The sequence below is a fragment of the Caulobacter sp. GW821-FHT10A06 genome, assembly GCF_059415805.1.
Genome location: NZ_JBWKNY010000001.1, coordinates 171,961 through 190,467, shown reverse-complemented (window position 1 = coordinate 190,467; position 18,507 = coordinate 171,961). Strand labels below are relative to the sequence as shown.

At 68.6% G+C, this 18,507-nt stretch carries 18 protein-coding genes; 7 read left to right on the top strand and 11 right to left on the bottom strand.

Annotation, left to right across the window (positions count from 1 at the left end; all coding sequences use genetic code 11):
• Nucleotides 1-15 precede the first annotated feature (15 nt).
• The 4 genes from AC07NF_RS00800 to AC07NF_RS00785 form a co-directional block, all read right to left on the bottom strand.
• A complete protein-coding gene (locus AC07NF_RS00800) occupies nt 16-3,159 on the bottom strand; it encodes an efflux RND transporter permease subunit (RefSeq protein ID WP_492811577.1) in 3,144 nt (1,047 codons plus the stop codon).
• Nucleotides 3,159-4,289, bottom strand: coding sequence for an efflux RND transporter periplasmic adaptor subunit (locus AC07NF_RS00795; protein ID WP_494632469.1), 1,131 nt, complete (start codon nt 4,287-4,289; stop codon nt 3,159-3,161). Before AC07NF_RS00795 ends, AC07NF_RS00800 begins: the two co-directional genes overlap by 1 nt.
• A gap of 118 nt (nt 4,290-4,407) precedes the next feature.
• Nucleotides 4,408-5,244: a hypothetical protein gene (locus AC07NF_RS00790; protein ID WP_494632471.1), complete on the bottom strand. Its 837-nt coding sequence runs from the start codon at nt 5,242-5,244 to the stop codon at nt 4,408-4,410.
• Nucleotides 5,190-5,966 (bottom strand): class II aldolase/adducin family protein, encoded by a 777-nt coding sequence (locus AC07NF_RS00785; protein WP_494632473.1) that lies wholly within the window; start codon nt 5,964-5,966, stop codon nt 5,190-5,192. Before AC07NF_RS00785 ends, AC07NF_RS00790 begins: the two co-directional genes overlap by 55 nt.
• 149 nt (nt 5,967-6,115) lie before the next feature.
• Between AC07NF_RS00785 and AC07NF_RS00780 the strand changes: the two genes are divergently transcribed.
• The 4 genes from AC07NF_RS00780 to AC07NF_RS00765 all read left to right on the top strand — a co-directional run bounded on the left by AC07NF_RS00780 (nt 6,116) and on the right by AC07NF_RS00765 (nt 9,035).
• Nucleotides 6,116-6,760, top strand: coding sequence for a DUF969 domain-containing protein (locus AC07NF_RS00780; RefSeq protein ID WP_494632474.1), 645 nt, complete (start codon nt 6,116-6,118; stop codon nt 6,758-6,760).
• Nucleotides 6,757-7,698: a DUF979 domain-containing protein gene (locus AC07NF_RS00775; protein ID WP_494632475.1), complete on the top strand. Its 942-nt coding sequence runs from the start codon at nt 6,757-6,759 to the stop codon at nt 7,696-7,698. The genes AC07NF_RS00780 and AC07NF_RS00775 overlap by 4 nt, the downstream gene beginning before the upstream one ends.
• Nucleotides 7,695-8,690 (top strand): DUF2891 domain-containing protein, encoded by a 996-nt coding sequence (locus tag AC07NF_RS00770; protein ID WP_494632477.1) that lies wholly within the window; start codon nt 7,695-7,697, stop codon nt 8,688-8,690. Before AC07NF_RS00775 ends, AC07NF_RS00770 begins: the two co-directional genes overlap by 4 nt.
• A gap of 150 nt (nt 8,691-8,840) precedes the next feature.
• A complete protein-coding gene (locus AC07NF_RS00765; protein ID WP_492811588.1) occupies nt 8,841-9,035 on the top strand; it encodes a hypothetical protein in 195 nt (64 codons plus the stop codon).
• A 69-nt stretch (nt 9,036-9,104) separates the two neighbouring features.
• On the opposite strand, the gene AC07NF_RS00760 is transcribed toward AC07NF_RS00765, so the two are convergent.
• Nucleotides 9,105-9,650, bottom strand: coding sequence for a DUF1697 domain-containing protein (locus tag AC07NF_RS00760; protein WP_494632478.1), 546 nt, complete (start codon nt 9,648-9,650; stop codon nt 9,105-9,107).
• Between the two features lie 213 nt (nt 9,651-9,863).
• Here AC07NF_RS00760 and AC07NF_RS00755 point away from each other — a divergent pair, with 213 nt between their 5' ends.
• On the top strand, nt 9,864-9,983 hold the full coding sequence (locus AC07NF_RS00755) for a hypothetical protein (protein WP_494632479.1): 120 nt from the start codon (nt 9,864-9,866) through the stop codon (nt 9,981-9,983).
• A gap of 14 nt (nt 9,984-9,997) precedes the next feature.
• Here the strand turns inward: AC07NF_RS00755 and smpB are convergent, their stop codons facing one another.
• Entirely contained in the window at nt 9,998-10,459 is a 462-nt protein-coding gene (smpB, locus tag AC07NF_RS00750) for an SsrA-binding protein SmpB (RefSeq protein WP_454716805.1), read from the bottom strand.
• Nucleotides 10,459-11,343 carry a 4-hydroxy-tetrahydrodipicolinate synthase gene (dapA, locus tag AC07NF_RS00745; protein WP_494632480.1) on the bottom strand — a complete coding sequence of 295 codons (885 nt, stop codon included), beginning with the start codon at nt 11,341-11,343 and terminating at the stop codon, nt 10,459-10,461. Before dapA ends, smpB begins: the two co-directional genes overlap by 1 nt.
• A 245-nt stretch (nt 11,344-11,588) precedes the next feature.
• On the opposite strand from dapA, the gene AC07NF_RS00740 reads away from it, so the two are divergent.
• Nucleotides 11,589-13,694: a lytic transglycosylase domain-containing protein gene (locus AC07NF_RS00740; RefSeq protein ID WP_494632481.1), complete on the top strand. Its 2,106-nt coding sequence runs from the start codon at nt 11,589-11,591 to the stop codon at nt 13,692-13,694.
• On the opposite strand, the gene AC07NF_RS00735 is transcribed toward AC07NF_RS00740, so the two are convergent.
• The 4 genes from AC07NF_RS00735 to AC07NF_RS00720 are packed head-to-tail and all read right to left on the bottom strand — an operon-like array spanning nt 13,691 to nt 16,869.
• Complete coding sequence (locus tag AC07NF_RS00735; protein ID WP_494632482.1) at nt 13,691-14,443, bottom strand: ABC transporter ATP-binding protein; 753 nt, start codon at nt 14,441-14,443, stop codon at nt 13,691-13,693. The genes AC07NF_RS00740 and AC07NF_RS00735 overlap by 4 nt on opposite strands.
• Nucleotides 14,440-15,480, bottom strand: a complete 1,041-nt coding sequence (locus tag AC07NF_RS00730; RefSeq protein ID WP_494632805.1) for a FecCD family ABC transporter permease — start codon at nt 15,478-15,480, stop codon at nt 14,440-14,442. The genes AC07NF_RS00735 and AC07NF_RS00730 overlap by 4 nt, the downstream gene beginning before the upstream one ends.
• A complete protein-coding gene (locus AC07NF_RS00725) occupies nt 15,423-16,229 on the bottom strand; it encodes an ABC transporter substrate-binding protein (protein WP_494632483.1) in 807 nt (268 codons plus the stop codon). Before AC07NF_RS00725 ends, AC07NF_RS00730 begins: the two co-directional genes overlap by 58 nt.
• A gap of 4 nt (nt 16,230-16,233) precedes the next feature.
• On the bottom strand, nt 16,234-16,869 hold the full coding sequence (locus tag AC07NF_RS00720; RefSeq protein WP_494632484.1) for a TetR/AcrR family transcriptional regulator: 636 nt from the start codon (nt 16,867-16,869) through the stop codon (nt 16,234-16,236).
• Between the two features lie 210 nt (nt 16,870-17,079).
• Here AC07NF_RS00720 and AC07NF_RS00715 point away from each other — a divergent pair, with 210 nt between their 5' ends.
• A complete protein-coding gene (locus AC07NF_RS00715; RefSeq protein WP_494632485.1) occupies nt 17,080-18,498 on the top strand; it encodes a glycosyltransferase in 1,419 nt (472 codons plus the stop codon).
• The last annotated feature ends 9 nt before the right edge of the window (nt 18,499-18,507 follow it).

The following is an 18,507-nucleotide window of genomic DNA, read 5'->3' as shown; positions in this document are numbered from 1 at the left end:
GCTTCCTCACCTGCGTTAAGCGGGCGAGGTTTGCCCCTCGCCGTTCTTCTCGGCGGCTTCATACTCTTCGATCTGGCGCGCCGTCCACTCCGGCGACTTCGTGAAGCGCGCGAGCAGGTCATAGAACACCGGAACGATGAACAGCGTCAGCAGGGTCGCGAAGATCGAGCCGGTGAAGATCACCGAACCGATGGTCTTGCGGCTTCCCGCGCCAGCGCCCGCCCAAAGCATCAGCGGCAGAGCGCCCATGGCCGCGGCGATCGAGGTCATGATGATCGGACGCAGGCGCAGGGCCGCCGCCTCGATCACCGCCTCGCGCACGGTCAGACCCTCGTCGCGCAGCTGGTTGGCGAACTCGACGATGAGGATGCCGTTCTTGGTGGCGATGCCGACCAGGATAATCAGGCCGATCTGGCTGTAGGTGTTGATGGTCGAGCCCATGACCAGCAGGCCGAACAGGCCACCCAGCGCCGCCAGCGGCACGGTCAGCATGATCACGGCCGGGTGGATCCAGCTTTCGAACTGGGCCGCCAGCACCAGGAACACCAGCAGCAGGGCCAGACCGAAGGCGATGGCGATGCCGCCCGAGCCTTCCAGATAGTCCTTGGCCTGGCCGCCCCACTTGATGCTGACGCCGGGCGCCTGGCGCTCGTTGGCCAGGTCCTGGAAGAAGGTCACGGCGTCGCCGACGGTGTAGCCGGGGTTCAGCTGGGTGGTCAGGGTCACCGAGCGCAGACGGTCGACGCGCGGACGGTCCGGGGTGTCGCCGCGCAGCTGCGTGGTCACCACGGTCGACAGCGGCACCAGGGCGCCGGAGCTGGTTCGGACGTTCAGCCGGTTCAGGTCCTCGACGCTGCGACGCTGGTCGAGGTTGGTCTGCAGCAGGACGTCATATTCCTGGCCGTTCTTGATGTAGGTCGTGACCTGGCGGGAGCCGAACATGGTCTCCAGGGCGCGACCGACCGACTGGGCCGAGACGCCCAGGGTGGCGGCCTTGTCCAGGTCGATCTGCACCAGCAGGCGCGGCGCGGTCGGCTCGTAGTCCAGGCGCGGACGCGACAGGCCCGGATTGTCCTGGGCCTCGGCCAGGATCGGCTTCAGCCAATCGGCCAGCTGGATGTAGTCGTTGCCCACGGCGATCAGGTCGACGTTCGTGCCGCCGCCACCGCCGCCACCGCCGCCCCGCTGGAACGGACCACGGACGCTGGCCACGGCGCGGACGCCGGTGATCTTGGACAGCTCCTTGTTCAGCTCGGCGGCCACCTGGTCAGCGGTCTTCTTGCGCTCGCCCCAGGGCTTCATGACCACGACGGCGTTGCCGCTGTTGAACTGGTTCTGGCCAAAGCGCGGGATGGTCAGGATGGTGCGCTCGGCCTCGCCGTTCTCGCGATACTTCGAGATGATCTTCTCGACGCGCGAACCGATCGAGGCGGTGTAGTCGTAGCCCGCCCCTTCCGGCGCGCTGATCTGGATGTCGACGCGACCACGGTCTTCCGGCGGCACCAGCTCCTTGGGGATGTGGGTGAACAGCAGGAAGGCAAAGCCCGCCAGCAGCACCACGATGCCGCCGGCGATCGCCGCCGACCAGCCGCCCAGGATGCTTTCCAGCGAGGCGCGGTACGAGTTCTTCAGCGCGTCCATGGCCCGATCGACGCGACGAGCCAGCCAGCCTTCGCCGTGCGCGGGCTTGAGCAGCTTGGACGCCATCATCGGCGACAGCGACAGCGCCAGCAGGGCCGAGAAGCCGACGGCGGCGGCGATGGCCACGGCCAGCTCGACGAACAGGCGGCCGATATAGCCGGGCAGGAACATCAGCGGCGCGAACACCGAGATCAGCACGATGGTGGTGGCGACGACCGCGAAGAACACCTGGCGGGTGCCGCGCTCGGCGGCGACCAGGGCCGGCTCGCCCTCGTCCACCCGGCGCTGGATGTTCTCGACCACCACGATGGCGTCGTCGACGACCAGGCCGACGGCCAGCACCAGGGCCAGCAGGGTCAGGAGGTTCAGCGAGAAGCCCAGCGGGGCCAGGACGATGAAGGTCGACAGGATGCAGATCGGCGCGACGATCGACGGGATCAGCGCCGAGCGCCAGCTGCCCAGGAAGATCAGGTTGACCAGCACCACCAGGCCGATCGACATGCCCATGGTGATCCACACCTCGTGGATGGCCTCGGCGGTGAACATCGAGTTGTCCACGGCCACGACCATCTTGGTGCCGGGCGGCAGGCTCTGGTTGATGACGTCCACTTCCTTGCGGACGGCCTCGGAGATGGCGACGTCGTTGGCCTGCGACTGACGGGTCAGGCCGATGCCGACCTGGTCGATGCCGTTGCCGCGGAACTGGCGGCGGCGCTCGTCCGGGCCTTCCTCGATGCGGGCCACATCGCCCAGGCGCAGCACGAAGCCGTTGGCGTCAGCCGCGCGCAGCGGCAGGCGGGCGAACTCTTCCGGCTTGGCGTAGGCGCGGGCCACGCGGATGGTGAAGTCCTTGGACGCGCTTTCCAGCGAGCCGGCCGGCAGTTCCAGGTTCTGGGCGTTGAGGGCGTTCTCGACGTCATCCACCGACACGCCGCGGGCGGCCATCTCGTTGGCGTCCAACCAGATCCGCATGGCGTAGATCTTGGCCCCGAACAGGTTGGCCTGGGCCACGCCGTCGATGGTCGACATCCGCTCGACCAGGTAGCGGTCGGCATAGTCGGCCAGCTGCAACGGATCCAGCGTGGTCGAGGTCAGGTTCAGGATAATGATCGGCGAGGAGTCGGCGTTGGCCTTGGCGATCTGAGGCGGATCGGCCTGGTCCGGCAGGTTGCTGGTCACCCGGCTGACGGCGTCGCGCACGTCGTTGGCGGCCGCGTCCAGGTCCCGGTCCAGGTTGAAGGTGATGGTGATCTGCGAGCGGCCGTCACGGCTGCTGGAGTTCACGCGGTCGATGCCCTGGATGCCGGCCACCTGGCGCTCGATCACCTGGGTGATGCGCTCTTCGATGACTTCGGCCGAGGCGCCGCGATAGGCGGTCGAGACCGAGACCACGGGCGGGTCGACATTGGGCAGCTCGCGGATCGCCAGCGACGAGAACGCCGCGAAACCGATGACGCAGAGAATGATCGCCGCGACGGCGGCGAAGACTGGGCGACGGACGGAAAGGTCGGACAGCATCAGCCGGCCTTGCCTTCACGCTTCTTGCCTTCGCCCTTGCCGCCTTGGCCGCCACCCTGGCCGCCCTTGCCGCCGCCCACCGGAGCGCCGTCTTGGATGCGGTTCAGGCCGTCGGCGACGATCTTGTCGCCAGCCTTCAGGCCGCCGCGGATCTCGACGAAGCCGTTCTGGGTGATGCCGGTGTCGACGTCGGTGCGACGGGCGACCATGCCCTTCGGACCCTTGGCGATGCGGTAGACCGAGGCCTGGTTGCCTTCGAACTGCACGGCCGCTTCCGGCACGGCAGGGGCGTTGCGCACGCCCTGGTCGATGGCGACCTTGACCAGCATGCCCGGCTTCAGGCGGCCGCCGCCGTTCGGAAACTCGGCGCGGGCCTTGATGGCGCGGGTGGCGGGATCGATGCGGGTGTCGATCTGGGCGATCGTCCCCTGGAAGGTCTCGCCCGGCAGGGCGTCGGGACGCGCCGCGATCGGCAGGCCCACGCGCAGGGTCGAGAGGTAGCGATCGGGCACCGAGAAATCGACGCGGATCACCGAGGCGTCGTCCAGGCTGACGATCGGGGTGCCGGCGGCGATCAGCATGCCCGGCGCGACGTCCGAAATGCCGACACGGCCCGAGAACGGCGCGCGCAGCACGCGGTCCAGCTTCTGGGCCTGGGCGGTCCCGACCGAGGCCTTGGCGACCTCCAGGGCGGATAGGTATTGCTCGGCCGTGGCGCGCGGGGCGATGCCCTTGTCGGCCAGGGTCTTCCAGCGGGCGTAGTCGCGCTCGGCCTGGGCCAGGCGGGCCTTGGCTTCCGAAATGCCGGCGTCTTCCTGGTCGGCCTTCAGGGTAACCAGCACCTGGCCGCGCGTGACGGCCTGGCCGTCGCTGAAGTGCACCGAGGTGATCAGTTCCGGGGTGTTGGAGGTGATCGTCACCGACTGACGGCCCTTGGCCGCGCCCAGCACTTCGATGCGGTCGGTGAACGCCTGCTCGGCGACCACCGTCTGCGAGACGTTGGTCGCACGACCGCCGCCCGCGCCGCCCTTGGCCTCCTTGTCGGCGAAGGCGAGCTTCCAGCCCCCGATCACGACCATCAGGACCACGGCCACCAGGGCCACCACGAGGAAGAAGTGCCTACGGATCAAGAAAACGCTCCGGGCGCCGATGACTCGGCGAAGCTATAAGTGCGGCGAGATATGCACCGCAGCCTAAAGCGGCGTCCAGTGACACGCGGATGACCAACTGTTTCAGTTTTGAAACAAGCTACAGACGTCGCCACAAAGCGAGCACGACGCCGCGATCTCGGGCGGTTTCGCGCCCGGAGAGGGTATCACGCCATCCGGCCTGGACGCTCCAGTTTCCTATCGATCTGACGACGGAGAGTTCGGCCTTCAGCCAGCGCGCCTTGATCGTGTCGCGGTCGGCCTGGCCGCCATAGGTCTGGGCCAACAGCAGCCAGTTCTTGGCCGGACGCAGGCCCAGGGTGGTGTCGATCCGGGTCTCGTCGGCCAGGCCCTGGCGCTTCAGCCGCGCGGCCTGCAGGTCGACATAGACCTCGCGGCCCTTCCAGACGCCCGAGCGGCCGTAGAGCACGCGCGCTTCCAGGTCCAGGCTCCCCTGACCCGGCGCGGCATAGCCGGCGTTGCGCCCTGCCCCCGCTTCGCCCGCGCCGACATAGACGGCCAAGGCAGAGCGGTCGTCCTGCCGAACGGTCCAGCGCAGCCCGGCCTCGACCGGTCCGCGCCCGGAGTACTCGACCCACTGGTCGTGGCCGCGCGTGACGCCGACCTTGGCCTGCAAGGTCAGGCGCGGGCTCAGGCCGTGCTCGACGAAGACCGACAGCGCCTCGTCGCGGCGATGGCCGATGTCGACCAACACGGCGTCGGGGTCGAAGCCCTGGTCTGCGGTGCTCTGTTCGTATTTGGCGATGAGGAGCGTACGCCCCCTCTCCACCGGCCAGGCGCCGGCCAGCGCCGCGACCGGGCACGAAAAAGCCGCCGCGATCGCCAGGACCGCGACGGCTTTCAGGATCTTGGAAGCGCAGCCTAGTCCGCGTAGCCCGGCAGCTCGCGATCCAGCTTGCGCAGGCAGCCCGGCCACGCCAGGCCGCCGATCATGCCCATGCCCATGCCGACCTGCTTGCGCACCTCCTCCTGCGCCGCGTCGGGCGCCAGGAGGACGTTCTCGCGTCCGATCGACAACGCCATGACCTGCTGCGCGCACGCCCGCTCCAGGAAGAACATCCCCAACCAGCACTCGGCCGCCGAGCTGCCCACCGACAGCGTGCCGTGGTTGCGCAGCATCATCAGCTTCTTGGTCTCGCCCAGGTCGGCTACCAGCCGTTCCCGCTCGTCCAAGTTGAGAGCAATGCCTTCATAGTCGTGATAGGCGAGCTGAGGCAAGACAATCAGTGAATGCTGCGTCAGCGGCAGCAGGCCCTCGGCATGGGCCGACACCGCCACGCCCTGGTCGCTGTGCAGGTGCATGACGAACTGGGCGTCCTCGCGCGCGGCGTGGATGGCCGAGTGGATCGTGAAGCCCGCCGGATTGATGTAGTACGGCGTCTTGTCGATGACGTTGCCGTCCAGGTCGACCTTGACCAGGCACGAGGCGGTCATCTCGCCGAAGAACATCCCGTACGGATTGATCAGGAAATGATGCTCGGGACCCGGGATGCGGGCCGAGATGTGGGTGAAGATCATGTCGTCCCACCCGTGCAGGGCCACGAGACGATAGAGGGCGGCGAGATCGACCCGCGCCTGCCACTCCGCTTCGCTGACCTTGCCCTTGAGGGACGTGATAGGCAGGGCGCCATCGGCCATGGTGAGCCTCCCGTAGGTTATCATTGTTACCTTGAGGGTCGCGCCGGGGGCAGCGGCCGTCAAGAGGCCCGATAAACCCGTCTGCCCGCTTGCCAGCCTCACTCAGGCATCAGACCGTGCCTTCGAACTGAGGGGACGAGTCGGACCAAATGCTGACCCTGCTGGGCGTGGCGGTGATCGTGTTGGGCTTTGCCCTGCGCTTCAATCCGCTGCTGGTCGTGATCGCCGCCGCCCTGACCTCGGGCCTGGCCGCCGGCCTGTCGCCGGTCGAAGTGCTGGCCGCCTTCGGCAAGGCCTTCAACACCAACCGCTATGTCACCGTCGCCTGGCTGGTGCTGCCGGCCATCGCGGTGCTGGAGCGCGCCGGCCTGCGCGAACAGGCGCGCCGAACGATCCAGGGGCTGAAGGCGGCCACGCCGGGCCGGCTCCTGATCGCCTATCTGGCCCTGCGCCAGATCTCGGCGGCCCTGGGCATGACCCAGGTGGCCGGCCACGCCCAGACCGTCCGTCCGCTGGTCGCGCCGATGGCCGAGGCCGCCGGCGAGCCGCTGGACGAGGAACAGCGTGAACAGGTCAAGGCGATGACCGCCGCCACCGACAATGTCGGACTGTTCTTCGGCGAGGACATCTTCCTGGCTATCGGCTCGATCCTGCTGATCGTCGGCTTCCTGGACCAGAGCGGCATCACCGTCGAGCCGCTGCACCTGTCGATGTGGGCCATCCCGTCTGCGATCGCAGCCTTCGTCATCCACGGCGGCCGACTGCTGCTGTTCGACCGGAAGATCCGCTCATGATCGGCCTGCCGCTCGTCTATCTGCTGGCCGGCCTCATGTTCGCGGCCTTCGCGGTGCTCAGCGCCCTGGATCGCGAAAACAAGAAGCGCTTCGGCAACGCCGCCTTCTGGGGCCTGTTCGCCCTGAGCTTCCTGTTCGGCGACCGTTTCGGTGACCTGGGTAACGGCTTTCTGGCGCTGGCCCTGGCCCTGATCGCCGGAACCGGCCAATTGGGCGTCGGCTCGCCGAAGACCACCAGCCCCGCCGAACGCGAGAGCCTGGCGGCCACATACGGCGCGCGCCTGTTCATCCCGGCTCTGGTCATTCCCGTGCTGGTGCTGGTCGGCTCCCTGACCCTCAAGCGCCTGTCGTTCGTCGATCCCAAGCAGGCCACCCTGGTCTCGCTGGCCCTGGCCGCCCTGGTCGCGGCGATCCTGGCCAAGATCATGTTCCGCCAGCCGGCGTCAGCGCCGCTCCAGGAAGGCCGCCGGCTGATGGACCTGGTCGGCTGGGCCGCCCTGCTGCCCCAAATGCTGGCCGCCCTGGGCGCGGTCTTCGCGCTTGCGGGCGTCGGCAAGACCATCGGCGAACTGGCCGTGCAGCTGACGCCGGTCGACAGCCGCTTCGCCGTTATCGTCGCCTACTGCCTGGGCATGGCGGTGTTCACGGTGATGATGGGCAACGCGTTCGCGGCCTTCCCGGTGATGACCGGCGGCATCGCCCTGCCCCTGGTCATCGGCCGCTTTGGCGGTGATCCGGCCGTGGTCTGCGCCATCGGCATGCTGTCGGGCTTCTGTGGCACGCTGCTGACGCCGCTGGCGGCCAATTTCAACCTTGTGCCGGCGGCGTTGCTACAGTTGAAGGACCGCTACGCCGTGATCCGCGCCCAGGCGCCGACCGCGGTGCTGATGCTGGTCGTTAACGTGGTCCTGATGAACGCCCTCGCTTTTCACAAATGAGCCTCGCCCGCTCCACCGCCTCGCGCTTCGCCAAGATCGCCCTGGGCCACCTGACACGCGAGTATCCCAATAAGCTGGACCACGTGATGGCGGGGCCGGACGACGTCCGCTCGCCGCGCGAGCTGCACCCGATCTTCTTCGGCAGCTTCGACTGGCACTCCTGCGTGCACGGCTATTGGCTGTTGGCCACCCTGCTGCGCCTGCGCCCCGAGATGGCCGAGGCCGAGACCATCATCGCCCTGTTCGACGACGCCTTCACGCCGGACAAGGTCGCCGGCGAGGTCGCCTACCTGGCCCGTCCCGAGAGCCGAGGCTTCGAGCGCCCCTACGGCTGGGCCTGGAGCCTGATGCTGCAAGCCGAACTGCTGCGCCATGACCGGCCCTGGGCCAAGGCACACGCGCCCCTGGCCGCCGCCTTCAAGGCCCGGTTCGAGACCTTCCTGCCGATCGCCGATTATCCGGTCCGCACGGGCACGCACTACAACACCGCCTTCGCCCTGGTGCTCGCCTATGAATATGCCGAGATGACCGGCGATCAGGCGTTCTTCGACCTGCTGCAGAGCCGGGCCCTGGTCTGGTATGGCCAGGACGCCGCCTGCCCGGCCTGGGAGCCGTCGGGCGACGACTTCCTCTCGCCCGCCCTGATCGAGGCCGAGGCCATGCGCCGCCTGCTGTCGCACGAGCGGTTCCAGATCTGGTTCCCCCGTTTCCTGCCGGATCTTGGCCAGAAGCAGCCCGCAACGCTGTTCAACCCTGTCCGGGTCAGCGACCGCAGCGACGGAAAGATCGCCCACCTGGACGGCCTGAACCTGTCGCGCGCCTGGTGCTGGCGCACCCTGGCCAGCGCTATGTCCGAGGCCGACCCGGCCAAGCCCCACGCGGTCAACGCGGCCCTCAACCACCTGGCCGCCGCCATCCCGCACGTGTCCGGCGACTATATGGGCGAGCACTGGCTGGCCACCTTCGCCCTGCTGGCGCTGGAGAACGGCTAGCTAGACCATGCAACCCTGACGATAAGATCGCTTGCACGAATGTCCGCACACGGTTTACAATCGTTGACAATGCAAGGCGACGGGTACGCGTTAAGGATGAACGCGCGCTCAAGCTCAGGGGCGCGATTCTAGTTCGGGGAGTTCGTCGTCATGCCTGACGCCGCCCACTGCCAGCGTATAGAAATCGCCCACGTCTCCGAAGGTTGGGTCGTCACCGAGGACGGTCGACTGGCCGGACACTTCGACAGCGTCGAAACCGCCTACAAGCAGGCCCTCGCCATCTGTGGCGACCTGTTCGAACGCGGCGTGGCCTCGAAGGTCTACGAAGTGCCGGTCCTGGCCTGAAGTTCGCAGCATCAACCTCCAACCTCCGTCATTCGCGCTTTTGCGGCGGGAATGACGGCCGGTGGGAGACTAGATCGGCTCAAGCATCTCGGCGAGCGCCAGCACCGCCGTCCACGGCCGACCGGTGATCCGCGTGCCAAGGGTCTTCTCGACCAGGCTGTTGGTCAGTTTCGAGCCGCCGACGCCGTCGGGATAGATCGCATAGATCTGGCGGCTTTCGGCCCGCGCCTGCTCGGTCCCGCGGATTGCCGCACGCAGGGCGCCCATGGCCTTCTTGTCGGGGGTGTCCTTGCAGAACAGGGTCATCAGCCAGCCCGGATCGGTCGCCGCGAAATCCGGGAACGGGTTGGCCGCGACCAGGGCCCGCCAAGCCTCGGCGCTGCGGACATAGACATCGGTGCGCAGGCCCAGGCGCGCCATCAGCTCGGTTTCGATCTGCGTCTGAAGTTCTGTACCCGTGCGCTCGCCGCTCTCGAACACCAGGTCGCCGCTCTTGGGGCCCATGCGGACTTCGGTGTGGCCGAGATCGGTCAGCAGGCCCGTCAGCTCGTCGGCGGTGAACAGGCGACCGCCAGCGGCATTAACGCTGCGCAGCAGGGCAATGTGGAGAGACATGGTCGGGCCTTTCAAACGAGACGGCTGATCTACTTCTTCCGCATCGAAAGCGGTCGCTAGTCCTGAGGACGGACGAACACGTAAAGCCCGTGCAACACCCCTCAAGCCAACCCTTTACAATCGTTGACAATGTTTCGCCGCTGGTAGGGCTAACATATTCATCAGGGACTGATTTGCCGCGCCCGGGATGGCGCGACCTGATGGAGCCTAGCCATGGCCCAGACCACGCGTAGCCAGTTGCGTACCGAAGTCCGAACCTACCTCCTGGTCAGCGCCGGCGCGTTCGCCCTGGGCCTGGCCATCGGCTTCATCACCCTGGGCGGGCTCTCCTAAGCAGAGGGCCCCCTTTAGTCGTCTCGGCCGCCGCTCTTCATCAGGCGGGCCTTGTCGCGCTGCCAGTCGCGCGCGGCTTCGGTCTCGCGCTTGTCGTGGTTCTTCTTGCCCTTGGCCAGGCCGATCTCCAGCTTCGCCAGGCCCTTCTCGTTCCAATAGAGCTTCAGCGGGATCATCGTCCGGCCGTCGCGCTGGACAGCGCCGATCAGCTTGTCGATCTGCTTGCGATGCAGCAGCAGCTTACGGTGCCGGCGCGGCTCGTGGTTGAAGCGGTTGGCGTGGCCGTAGGGCGGGATGTCGGCGTTGATCAGCTTGATCTCGCGCCCTTCGACCGACGCATAGGACTCGGCGATATTGGCCCGGCCGACGCGCAGAGACTTCACCTCGGTGCCAGTCAGCATGATGCCGGCCTCGAAGACCTCCTCGATGAAGTAGTCGTACCGGGCGCGCCGGTTCTCCGCGATCGGCTTGGTCATTACTCGAGACCGGCCTCGCGCATGGCTTCCAAGATGATCGGACGCACGGCTTCGGCGCAGGTGGTGATGGGCAGGCGCGCCTCGTCCGAGCACAGGCCCAGTTGCGCCATGGCGAACTTGGTCGGGGCCGGCGACGAATCCAGGAACAGGGCCTTGTGCAGGCGCACCAGGCGGTCCTGCCAGTAGAGGCCGGTTTCCCACTGGCCAGCCATGCAGGCATTCATGAAGGCCGCGCAGGCGTCCGGGGCGACGTTCGAGGTCACCGAGATCACGCCGTGGCCGCCATGGGCCATGTAGCCCAGGGCCGAGGGGTCGTCGCCCGTCAGCAGCACCCAGTCGGGACCGCACAGCAGGCGCTGCATGCTGATGCGGGTCAGGTCGCCGGTGGCGTCCTTGATGCCGATGATGTTGGGCAGCTTGGACAGGCGCGCCAGGGTCTCGTTGGAGATGTCGACGCCCGTGCGGCCCGGCACGTTGTAGACGAACACCGGCAGCTCCACGGCGTCGTTGATCGCTTTGTAGTGCTGGTACATGCCCTCTTGGCTGGGACGGTTGTAGTACGGGGTCACGACCAGGGTGGCGTCGGCGCCAACGGCCTTGGCGTGCTGGACCAGCATGATGGCTTCTTCGGTCGAGTTGCTGCCCGCGCCCGCGATCACCGGCACGCGGCCGGCGGCGGTCTTCACGCACAGCTCGACGACGCGCTTGTGCTCCTCGTGCGACAGGGTCGAGGTCTCGCCGGTGGTGCCCACGGGCACCAGACCGTGGACGCCGCCCGAGATCTGGCGCTCGACCAGGGCCACGAACGCTTTTTCATCCACCTCACCGTCCCGAAGCGGCGTGACGAGGGCCGGAATGACGCCCTTGAAGTGAGACTGGACCATGACTTGCAAATTGCCGTGAGGAGACGCCGCATCGGTTGCGGCAGGATGATGGGGGCGGACAATATGTCCCTGCCCCTCGGTCCCGCAATGGGCGCCTCGGGGCAGGTGCGGGATTTGATGGGCCAAGCCGGTCCGGTCAAGCCCCGCCAACCGGTCTTTAAACCTATTAGGGCCTGAATCGTCGCATAGGGGACGGCCCGAGATTCGAGTACAAGCTCTTCGGGGGCTTGGTTAAGGAGAGTGGTTTGGTGTCTGTGGCGCGTCGGATTCTGCTCGGGGGAGCCTGCATCGTGGCCTTGGTCGTCGGGGCCGCGGACGCCCAGACCACGTCGGGCTATGCGACTCCGTACCAGAGCCAGCCCGGCCTGATCACCACCCCGCCGACCGCCGTCCCGGGCGCCCTGTCCGACACCGACTCGGCCAACCTGCAGACCGCCTTGGCCGCCGCCAAGCGTGGCGACGTCTCGGGCGCGCGTATGGCCATGGACAGCCTGCAGGACCCGATCGCCAAGAAGATCGCCCAGTGGCAGCTAGTCGACAGCAACGCCGAGGCCCTGAGCTTCTTCGAACTGGACGCCGCTCGCCGCGATCTGTCGGGCTGGCCGCGCGGCGCCCGCCGTGACGCCGCCGCCGAGAAGGCGCTGTCGACCTCGGGCCTGGATCCGGCCCGCATCATCGCCTGGTTCGGCGGCGCCCAGCCGGTGACGGCCGACGGCGCCATGGCCCTGGCCAGCGCCTGGCAGGCCACCGGCCGCAATCAAGACGCCACGAACCTGATCCGCCGCACCTTCCGCGACAAGGTGTTCGAGGCCGACGCCCAGCGCAGCATGATCGCGCGCTTCGGCGGCATGCTGACCGCCGACGACTACGCCCGCCGCGCCGACATCCTGCTGTATGGCCAACAAGGCCCGGCCGCCCGCGACATGGTCGCCATGCTGTCCGACACCGGACAGGCCACCGCCCGCGTGCGCATGGCCTATCGCTCGAATTCGGCCAGCGCCAACACGCTCTACAATGGCCTGACGCCCGACCTGCAGGCTTCGCCCGGCGTGGTGTTCGAGCGCGCCGCCTATCTGCGCCGCGCCGGCATGGACACCCTGGCCCTGCCGATGGTGGTCAACTTCCCGGTCCCGCCGACCGAAGAAGCCTCCACCGCCATCTGGAAGGAACGCAAGCAGCTGATCGTCTCGGCCCTGAAGGCCGGCAACAGCGCGGGCGCCTACGCCGCCGCCGACAACACCCGGGCTCTGGCCCCTGCCGACATCGCCGAGAGCGAGTTCTACGCTGGCTGGATCGCCCTGACCCGCCTGAAAAACCCCGACGCCGCCGCCGCCCACTTCGCCGAGATCGCCGCCGTCGGCGCCTCGCCGATTACCCGCGGACGCGCCCTCTACTGGCAGGGCCGCGCGGCCGAGGCCCAAGGCGACCTGATCGCCGCCCAGGCCTTCTATGGCGAAGGCGCGCGCTACATCACCACCTTCTACGGCCAGCTGGCCGCCGAGAAGGCCGGCATCAAGGAACTGCGCCTGGACCGCGACCCGGTCATCACCCAGGCTGACCGCGCCCGCTTCTATGGCCGCGAGCAGGTCCGCGCCGCGCGGATCCTGGCCGACACCGGCCAGCACGACCTGTTCCGCAGCCTGGTTCTCTATATCGACGACACCCTGCCCAATGCCGAGGAGTCGGCCCTGCTGGTCGACATGGCGCGCGGCTATGGCGACCAGGACCTGGCCATGCGCGCGGTCCGCACCGCCGCCCAGCGCGGCATGATGCTGCCCGAGCGCGGCTATCCGCTGCTGGACCACCACTTCACGCCCGGCGCCGGCGCGGCCGAGACGGCCTTCGTCTATTCCATCTCGCGCCAGGAAAGCAATTTCGACCCGGCCGCCCGCTCGGGTGTCGGCGCGCGCGGCATGATGCAGCTGATGCCGGCCACCGCCGCCATCGTCGCGCGCAAGCTGGGCGAGGCCCATACCGTCGATCGCCTGTCGGACGCGCCCTACAACATGCGCCTGGGCTCGGTTTATCTGGGCGACATGGTCCGCAGCTTCAGCGGCTCGTACATCATGGCCGCCGCGGCCTACAACGCCGGCCCGGGACGCCCCGCCGCCTGGGCGGGCCTCTGCGGCGACCCGCGCGGCGCCCAGACCGACCCGCTGGACTTCATCGAGTGCATCCCGTTCTCCGAGACCCGCAACTACGTGATGCGGACCCTGGAGACGACCATGGTCTATCGCGCTCGCCTGAACGGCGGCGTCAGCCCGCTGACCCTGTCGTCCGACCTCAAGCGCGGCGGCTATGTCTACACGCCGTCGGTGGCCTCGGCCGACATGGGCTCGGCGCAGCCCTAGGCGCGCCTCGCGGCGAGCACCGGTCCGACGTCGGTCTGGACCAGCTCGCCGTCCAGCCGGAAGACATGGCTGAGGATGAACCGCGACAGCGCCTCGCGCGGCTTGCCCTCGGCGACGATGCGGCCGTGATCAACGACGATGATCCGGTCGCAGGACCGGGCCGCCAGGCCCAGGTCGTGAAGCGTCACCACGACGGCCGCGCCACGCTTGGCCTCGGCGCGTAGCAAGTCCAGCGTCAGCAGCTGAGCGTCAGGATCCAGCCCCGCTGCCGGCTCGTCAGCGACCAGCAGTGGCGCCCGCGTGGCCAGCAACCTCGCCAGCAACACCCGCGCCCGCTCGCCGCCGGACATGTCCAGTACGCCGCGATCTGCGAGGTCCCTGGCGCCCACGCGGTCCAGGCATTGCAGCGCCAGCAGGTCGGCCGCCGTATCGGCCAGGTCGCTGGCGCCCAGGGCCGCGACCATGCGAGCCGGCAGGTTCCAAGCCACGCGGCGATCCTGCGGCAGGTAACCGACCAGCTTGGCGCGTTCGTCCGGCTTGAGGGCGGCCAGCGCCTTGCCCGACAGTTTCGCTTCACCGGCCGTCAGCGGCAGCAGACCCAGGCCCGCGCGTAGCAGGCTGGTCTTGCCCGCGCCGTTGGGGCCGACCACGCCGACCAGTTCGCCGGCGGCGACGCTCAGTGAGGCGGCTTCCAGCACCGTCTTGCGGCTCTGGCGGGCGGAGATATCCGTGAGGGTCCAGGCGCTCATGCCCGCCAACTCCGCGAGGCGCGCCAGGCCAGCAGGGCGAAGGCCGGGGCGCCGAACAGGGCCGTGACGACGCCCAGCTTCAGCTCCTGCTCGGTCGGGATCAGGCGGGCGGCCAGGTCGGCCAGCACCAGCAGCAGCGCCCCGGCCAGGGCCGAGGGCCACAAGATCCGACGGGGATCATCCTTGACCAGCGCCCGCACCAGATGCGGCGCGGCTAGGCCCACAAAGCCGATCACGCCGGCCGCTGCGACGGCCGCGCCGGTCAGCAGGGCCGAACCGGCCACGGCATAGACCCGCAGGCGCGACATCGGCAGGCCCGACATCCGCGCGGCCTCCTCGCCCAGGGTCAGCATGCGCAGCCCCTGCCCGGCCCGCATGCACAGGGCCGCGCCCAGCACCATCGGGATCAGGGCGCGGGCGGCGTCCGTCCAGTCGCGGTTCTGCACCGAGCCCATCAGCCAGGCCAGGATCTCGGCCGTCGCCACCGGCGAGGGCGAGAGGTTGAAGACCAGCGCCGTCAGAGCGCCGCCGAATGCCGACAAGGCCACGCCGAACAGGATCAACGCCTCAGGCTCCCTGAACCGCGCGGCCAGGGCCACGACCATGGCGCCGGCGGCCAGGGCCCCGACGAGGGCCGACAGCTCGATGCCGCCGGGAACGACGGCCAACCCGGCCGAGATGGCCAAGGCCGCGCCCAGGCCCGAGACGGCCGAGACGCCCAGCACGCCAGGATCGGCCAGCGGATTGCGCAACAGCCCCTGCATGGTCGCGCCCGCCAGGCCCAGGGCCGCCCCGACCAGGGCCGCCACCGCCACGCGTGGCGCGCGGATGGTCCACAGCACCTCGCCCGGCGGCGAGGCCGGATGGCTCAGGGCCAGGCCGTACTGCGCCAGGGTCAACGGCGTTTCGCCCAGCGACACGGCCAGGATCGCCGCGCCAGCCAAGGCCAGCAGCATCACAAGACAAAGACGCAGCAGGCTCATCGCGCCGCCCTCGCCAGGGCCTCGGCCCCGTCGGCGGCGAACCAGCCAGCGCAGCCGACCACGGAGCCAGGCAGCGAGGCCACGGTGCGGGTGCTCACGACCTTCTGGAGCGCGGCGTGGCGGCCAGGTCCCCAGCGATCGGCGCCAGCACGGACCATGTCGAACAGGCCCAACACCACCGCGGCCGGCGGCTGCATGACCATGCGCTCCAGCGACACCGGGGCGAAGTACGGGCCCTTGGTCGCGTTCGTGTAGCCGGCGGCCTTGAACATGGCGTCGACCAGGGTGCCCGAGCCGGCCGTGAAACCGCCCGGCGTCAGATAGAGGGCCGGCCGCCCCCGCCCTGCCCCCGCCGAACGCGCCAACTGGGCGTCCATGCGGGCGATCAGCGCCTCGCCCTGCGGCTTGCGATCCAGGGCGACGGCGACCTTGCGGACATTGGCTCGCAGGCCGTCGAAGTCGGCGGCGTCGTCCAGGGCGACGGTGGTGATGTTCTTCTTTTCCAAGGCCTTGGACAGCCGCGCATCACCGCCCCACAGGCGGACCACGACCTCGGGCCGCGCCGCCACCAGGCTCTCGAAGGTCGCCCGCCGCAGCGGCAGGCCGCCGGCCCGATCCCGCATGTAGCTGTCGCGCGAAACGGCCCGATGCGAGAGGCCGACGATGGTCTCGCGCGGCGCCAGGGCCAACACATATTGGTCAGCGCACGAGTCCAGCGACATCACGCGCGGTCCGGCCAGCACCGCACTGGGCGCAACCGCCATCGCCGCCAGAAGCGCTAGCAAGGCCTTGGCGGCGCTCATGAAATCAGTCCGTGACCAGGCCGTACAACAGGCCGTCCAGCATCACCTTCATCAGCTGGTCGGGATCGGACCACCCCCGCGAGGGCTTGGTGATCAGCAGCGAGACCAGCCCGTGGCAGCCGCTCCACAGCACCTCGGCGGCCTCGACGGCCGAGCCCGAGCGCAGGCGGCCATGGGCGGCGATCTGGTGCACCGGCTCGCTGAATTTCTCGAAGCACCGGTCGCCCAGCGCCATGACGTCGGCGCTCTTGTCCTGCGAGACGTGCTCGCCGGTGCTGCAGAACACCAGCTGGTAGGTGTTGGGATTGTCGAGGGCGAACTGCATGTACGCCTCCAGCATCACCCGCACCCGCGAGACCGGGTCGATCGGCTGGGCGGCGATCTGCGTGTTCAGTTCCAGCAGACGCTCGATCGCGTCATTGCTGATTTCCAGCAGGATCTGGTCCTTGTCGCGAAAGTGCATGTAGAGCGCCGTCGACGACACGCCCACCGCGTCGGCGATCTTGCGGATCGTCGCGCCGGCATAACCTTCGGCGATGAAGATCTTTTCAGCCGCCGCCAGGATCTCGCCTCGACGCAAGTGCCCGTCACCCTTGGGCTTTCGCGCGGACTTGTGAGGCTTCTTCAGAACGACCGTCACGGACTTGGCTTCCCCTGCATTTCCCCAGTCCGACACTAAACGGGAATCACCCAGCCGTCGCAAGAACGTGCGTCGCAGGAGAATTTCGGGCGAGCCTGGCCTCGCGCGCGCGAGGAGCACGTCGCAAAACGCGCATTTTTCTATTTGACAGCCCTTGGTTGCGATTCCGTTATGCGCGCCGTTGGGGCGAGCAGCGTTTCAGGGGCTTCCATGGCGCGCGAGGAAAGGCGGCTGGACTTCGCGTCCAGGCCGATGGGCGGACCTGTGCCTGCTGCACAGGAAGGACCGGCGGAAACCGGCGCGCGAGACGGCGCGCACATGACGCTGTCGCGCATTCAGGCGGCCTTTGTCGCTCTAGCCGGCCTGCTGGCGGCTTTGGGCGTGGCGCTGGATCCGAATGGCGCCATGATGGTGATCCACCACCTGTTCTTCGGCGTCTTCCTGCTGGGCGGCTTCACCCGGTTGGCGGCGGCCTGCACGCCGCTGCCGCCCGTCCACGTCCCTCCGCTGGCCGAGGCGGACCTGCCGACCTACACAATCATCGCCCCGCTCTATCGCGAGGCCGAGGTCGTTGCCGAGCTGGTCGAGAACCTGATCGCCATCGACTATCCGCGCGACCGGCTGCAGGCGCTTATCGTGCTGGAGGCCGACGACGAGATCACCAAGGCCGCCGTCCGCGCCATCGACCTGCCCGCCTTCGTCCAGGTGCTGATCGCCCCGCCGGGCGTCCCCAAGACCAAGCCGCGCGCCTGCAACCACGCCCTGGACCGGGCGCGGGGCGAGTTCGTGGTCATCTACGACGCCGAGGACATGCCCGATCCGGGCCAACTGCGTGAAGCCGCCACCCGCTTCGCCGCCTCGGACGCGCGCCTAGCCTGCCTGCAAGCGCCGCTGCGGATCGAGGATCCGGGCTTCTCGCTGTTCCTGCCCTCGCAGTTTCGCCTGGAATACGCCGCCCACTTCGAGGTGCTGCTGCCGGCCCTGGCTCGCTGGGGCTTGGCCTTTCCGCTGGGCGGGACGAGCAACCACTTCAAGACCGCGCCGCTGCGCGCGGTTGGCGGCTGGGATCCCTACAACGTCACCGAGGACGCCGATGTCGGCTTCCGTCTCGCCGCCGCCGGTCATCGCCTGGGCGTGATCGGCCGCCCGACCTGGGAGACCGCCCCGACCACTACCGAGCAGTGGTTCCCCCAGCGCGCCCGCTGGATCAAGGGCCACATGCAGACCCTGGCCGTCCACGCGCGCGGTCCGGTCCCCCGCCAACCGCGCAACGCCGTGGCGCTGATCCTGACCTTGGCCCAATCGGTGGCTTCATCCCACCTACACGGACCGGTGATGGCCGTGGCCATCACGGCGGCGATCATCGACTACATCCCCGACGCGGCGTTCGGCATCCCGGCGTGGGACCTGATGCTCTACGTCCTGGGCTGGGGCTCGGCCGCCATCGCCGGGGCGCGCGGGGTGATGCGGGCCGGCGGCCGGCCAAAGTCCCTGCACCTGCTGGGCATGCCTGCCTATTGGCTGTTCCAGAGCGCTGCGGCGGTGAAGGCCCTGCACCAGTTCATCACCGCGCCACACCGTTGGGACAAAACGCGGCACACGCCACGCTCTGGACCTCCCCACCCGTAAGGCGGTATG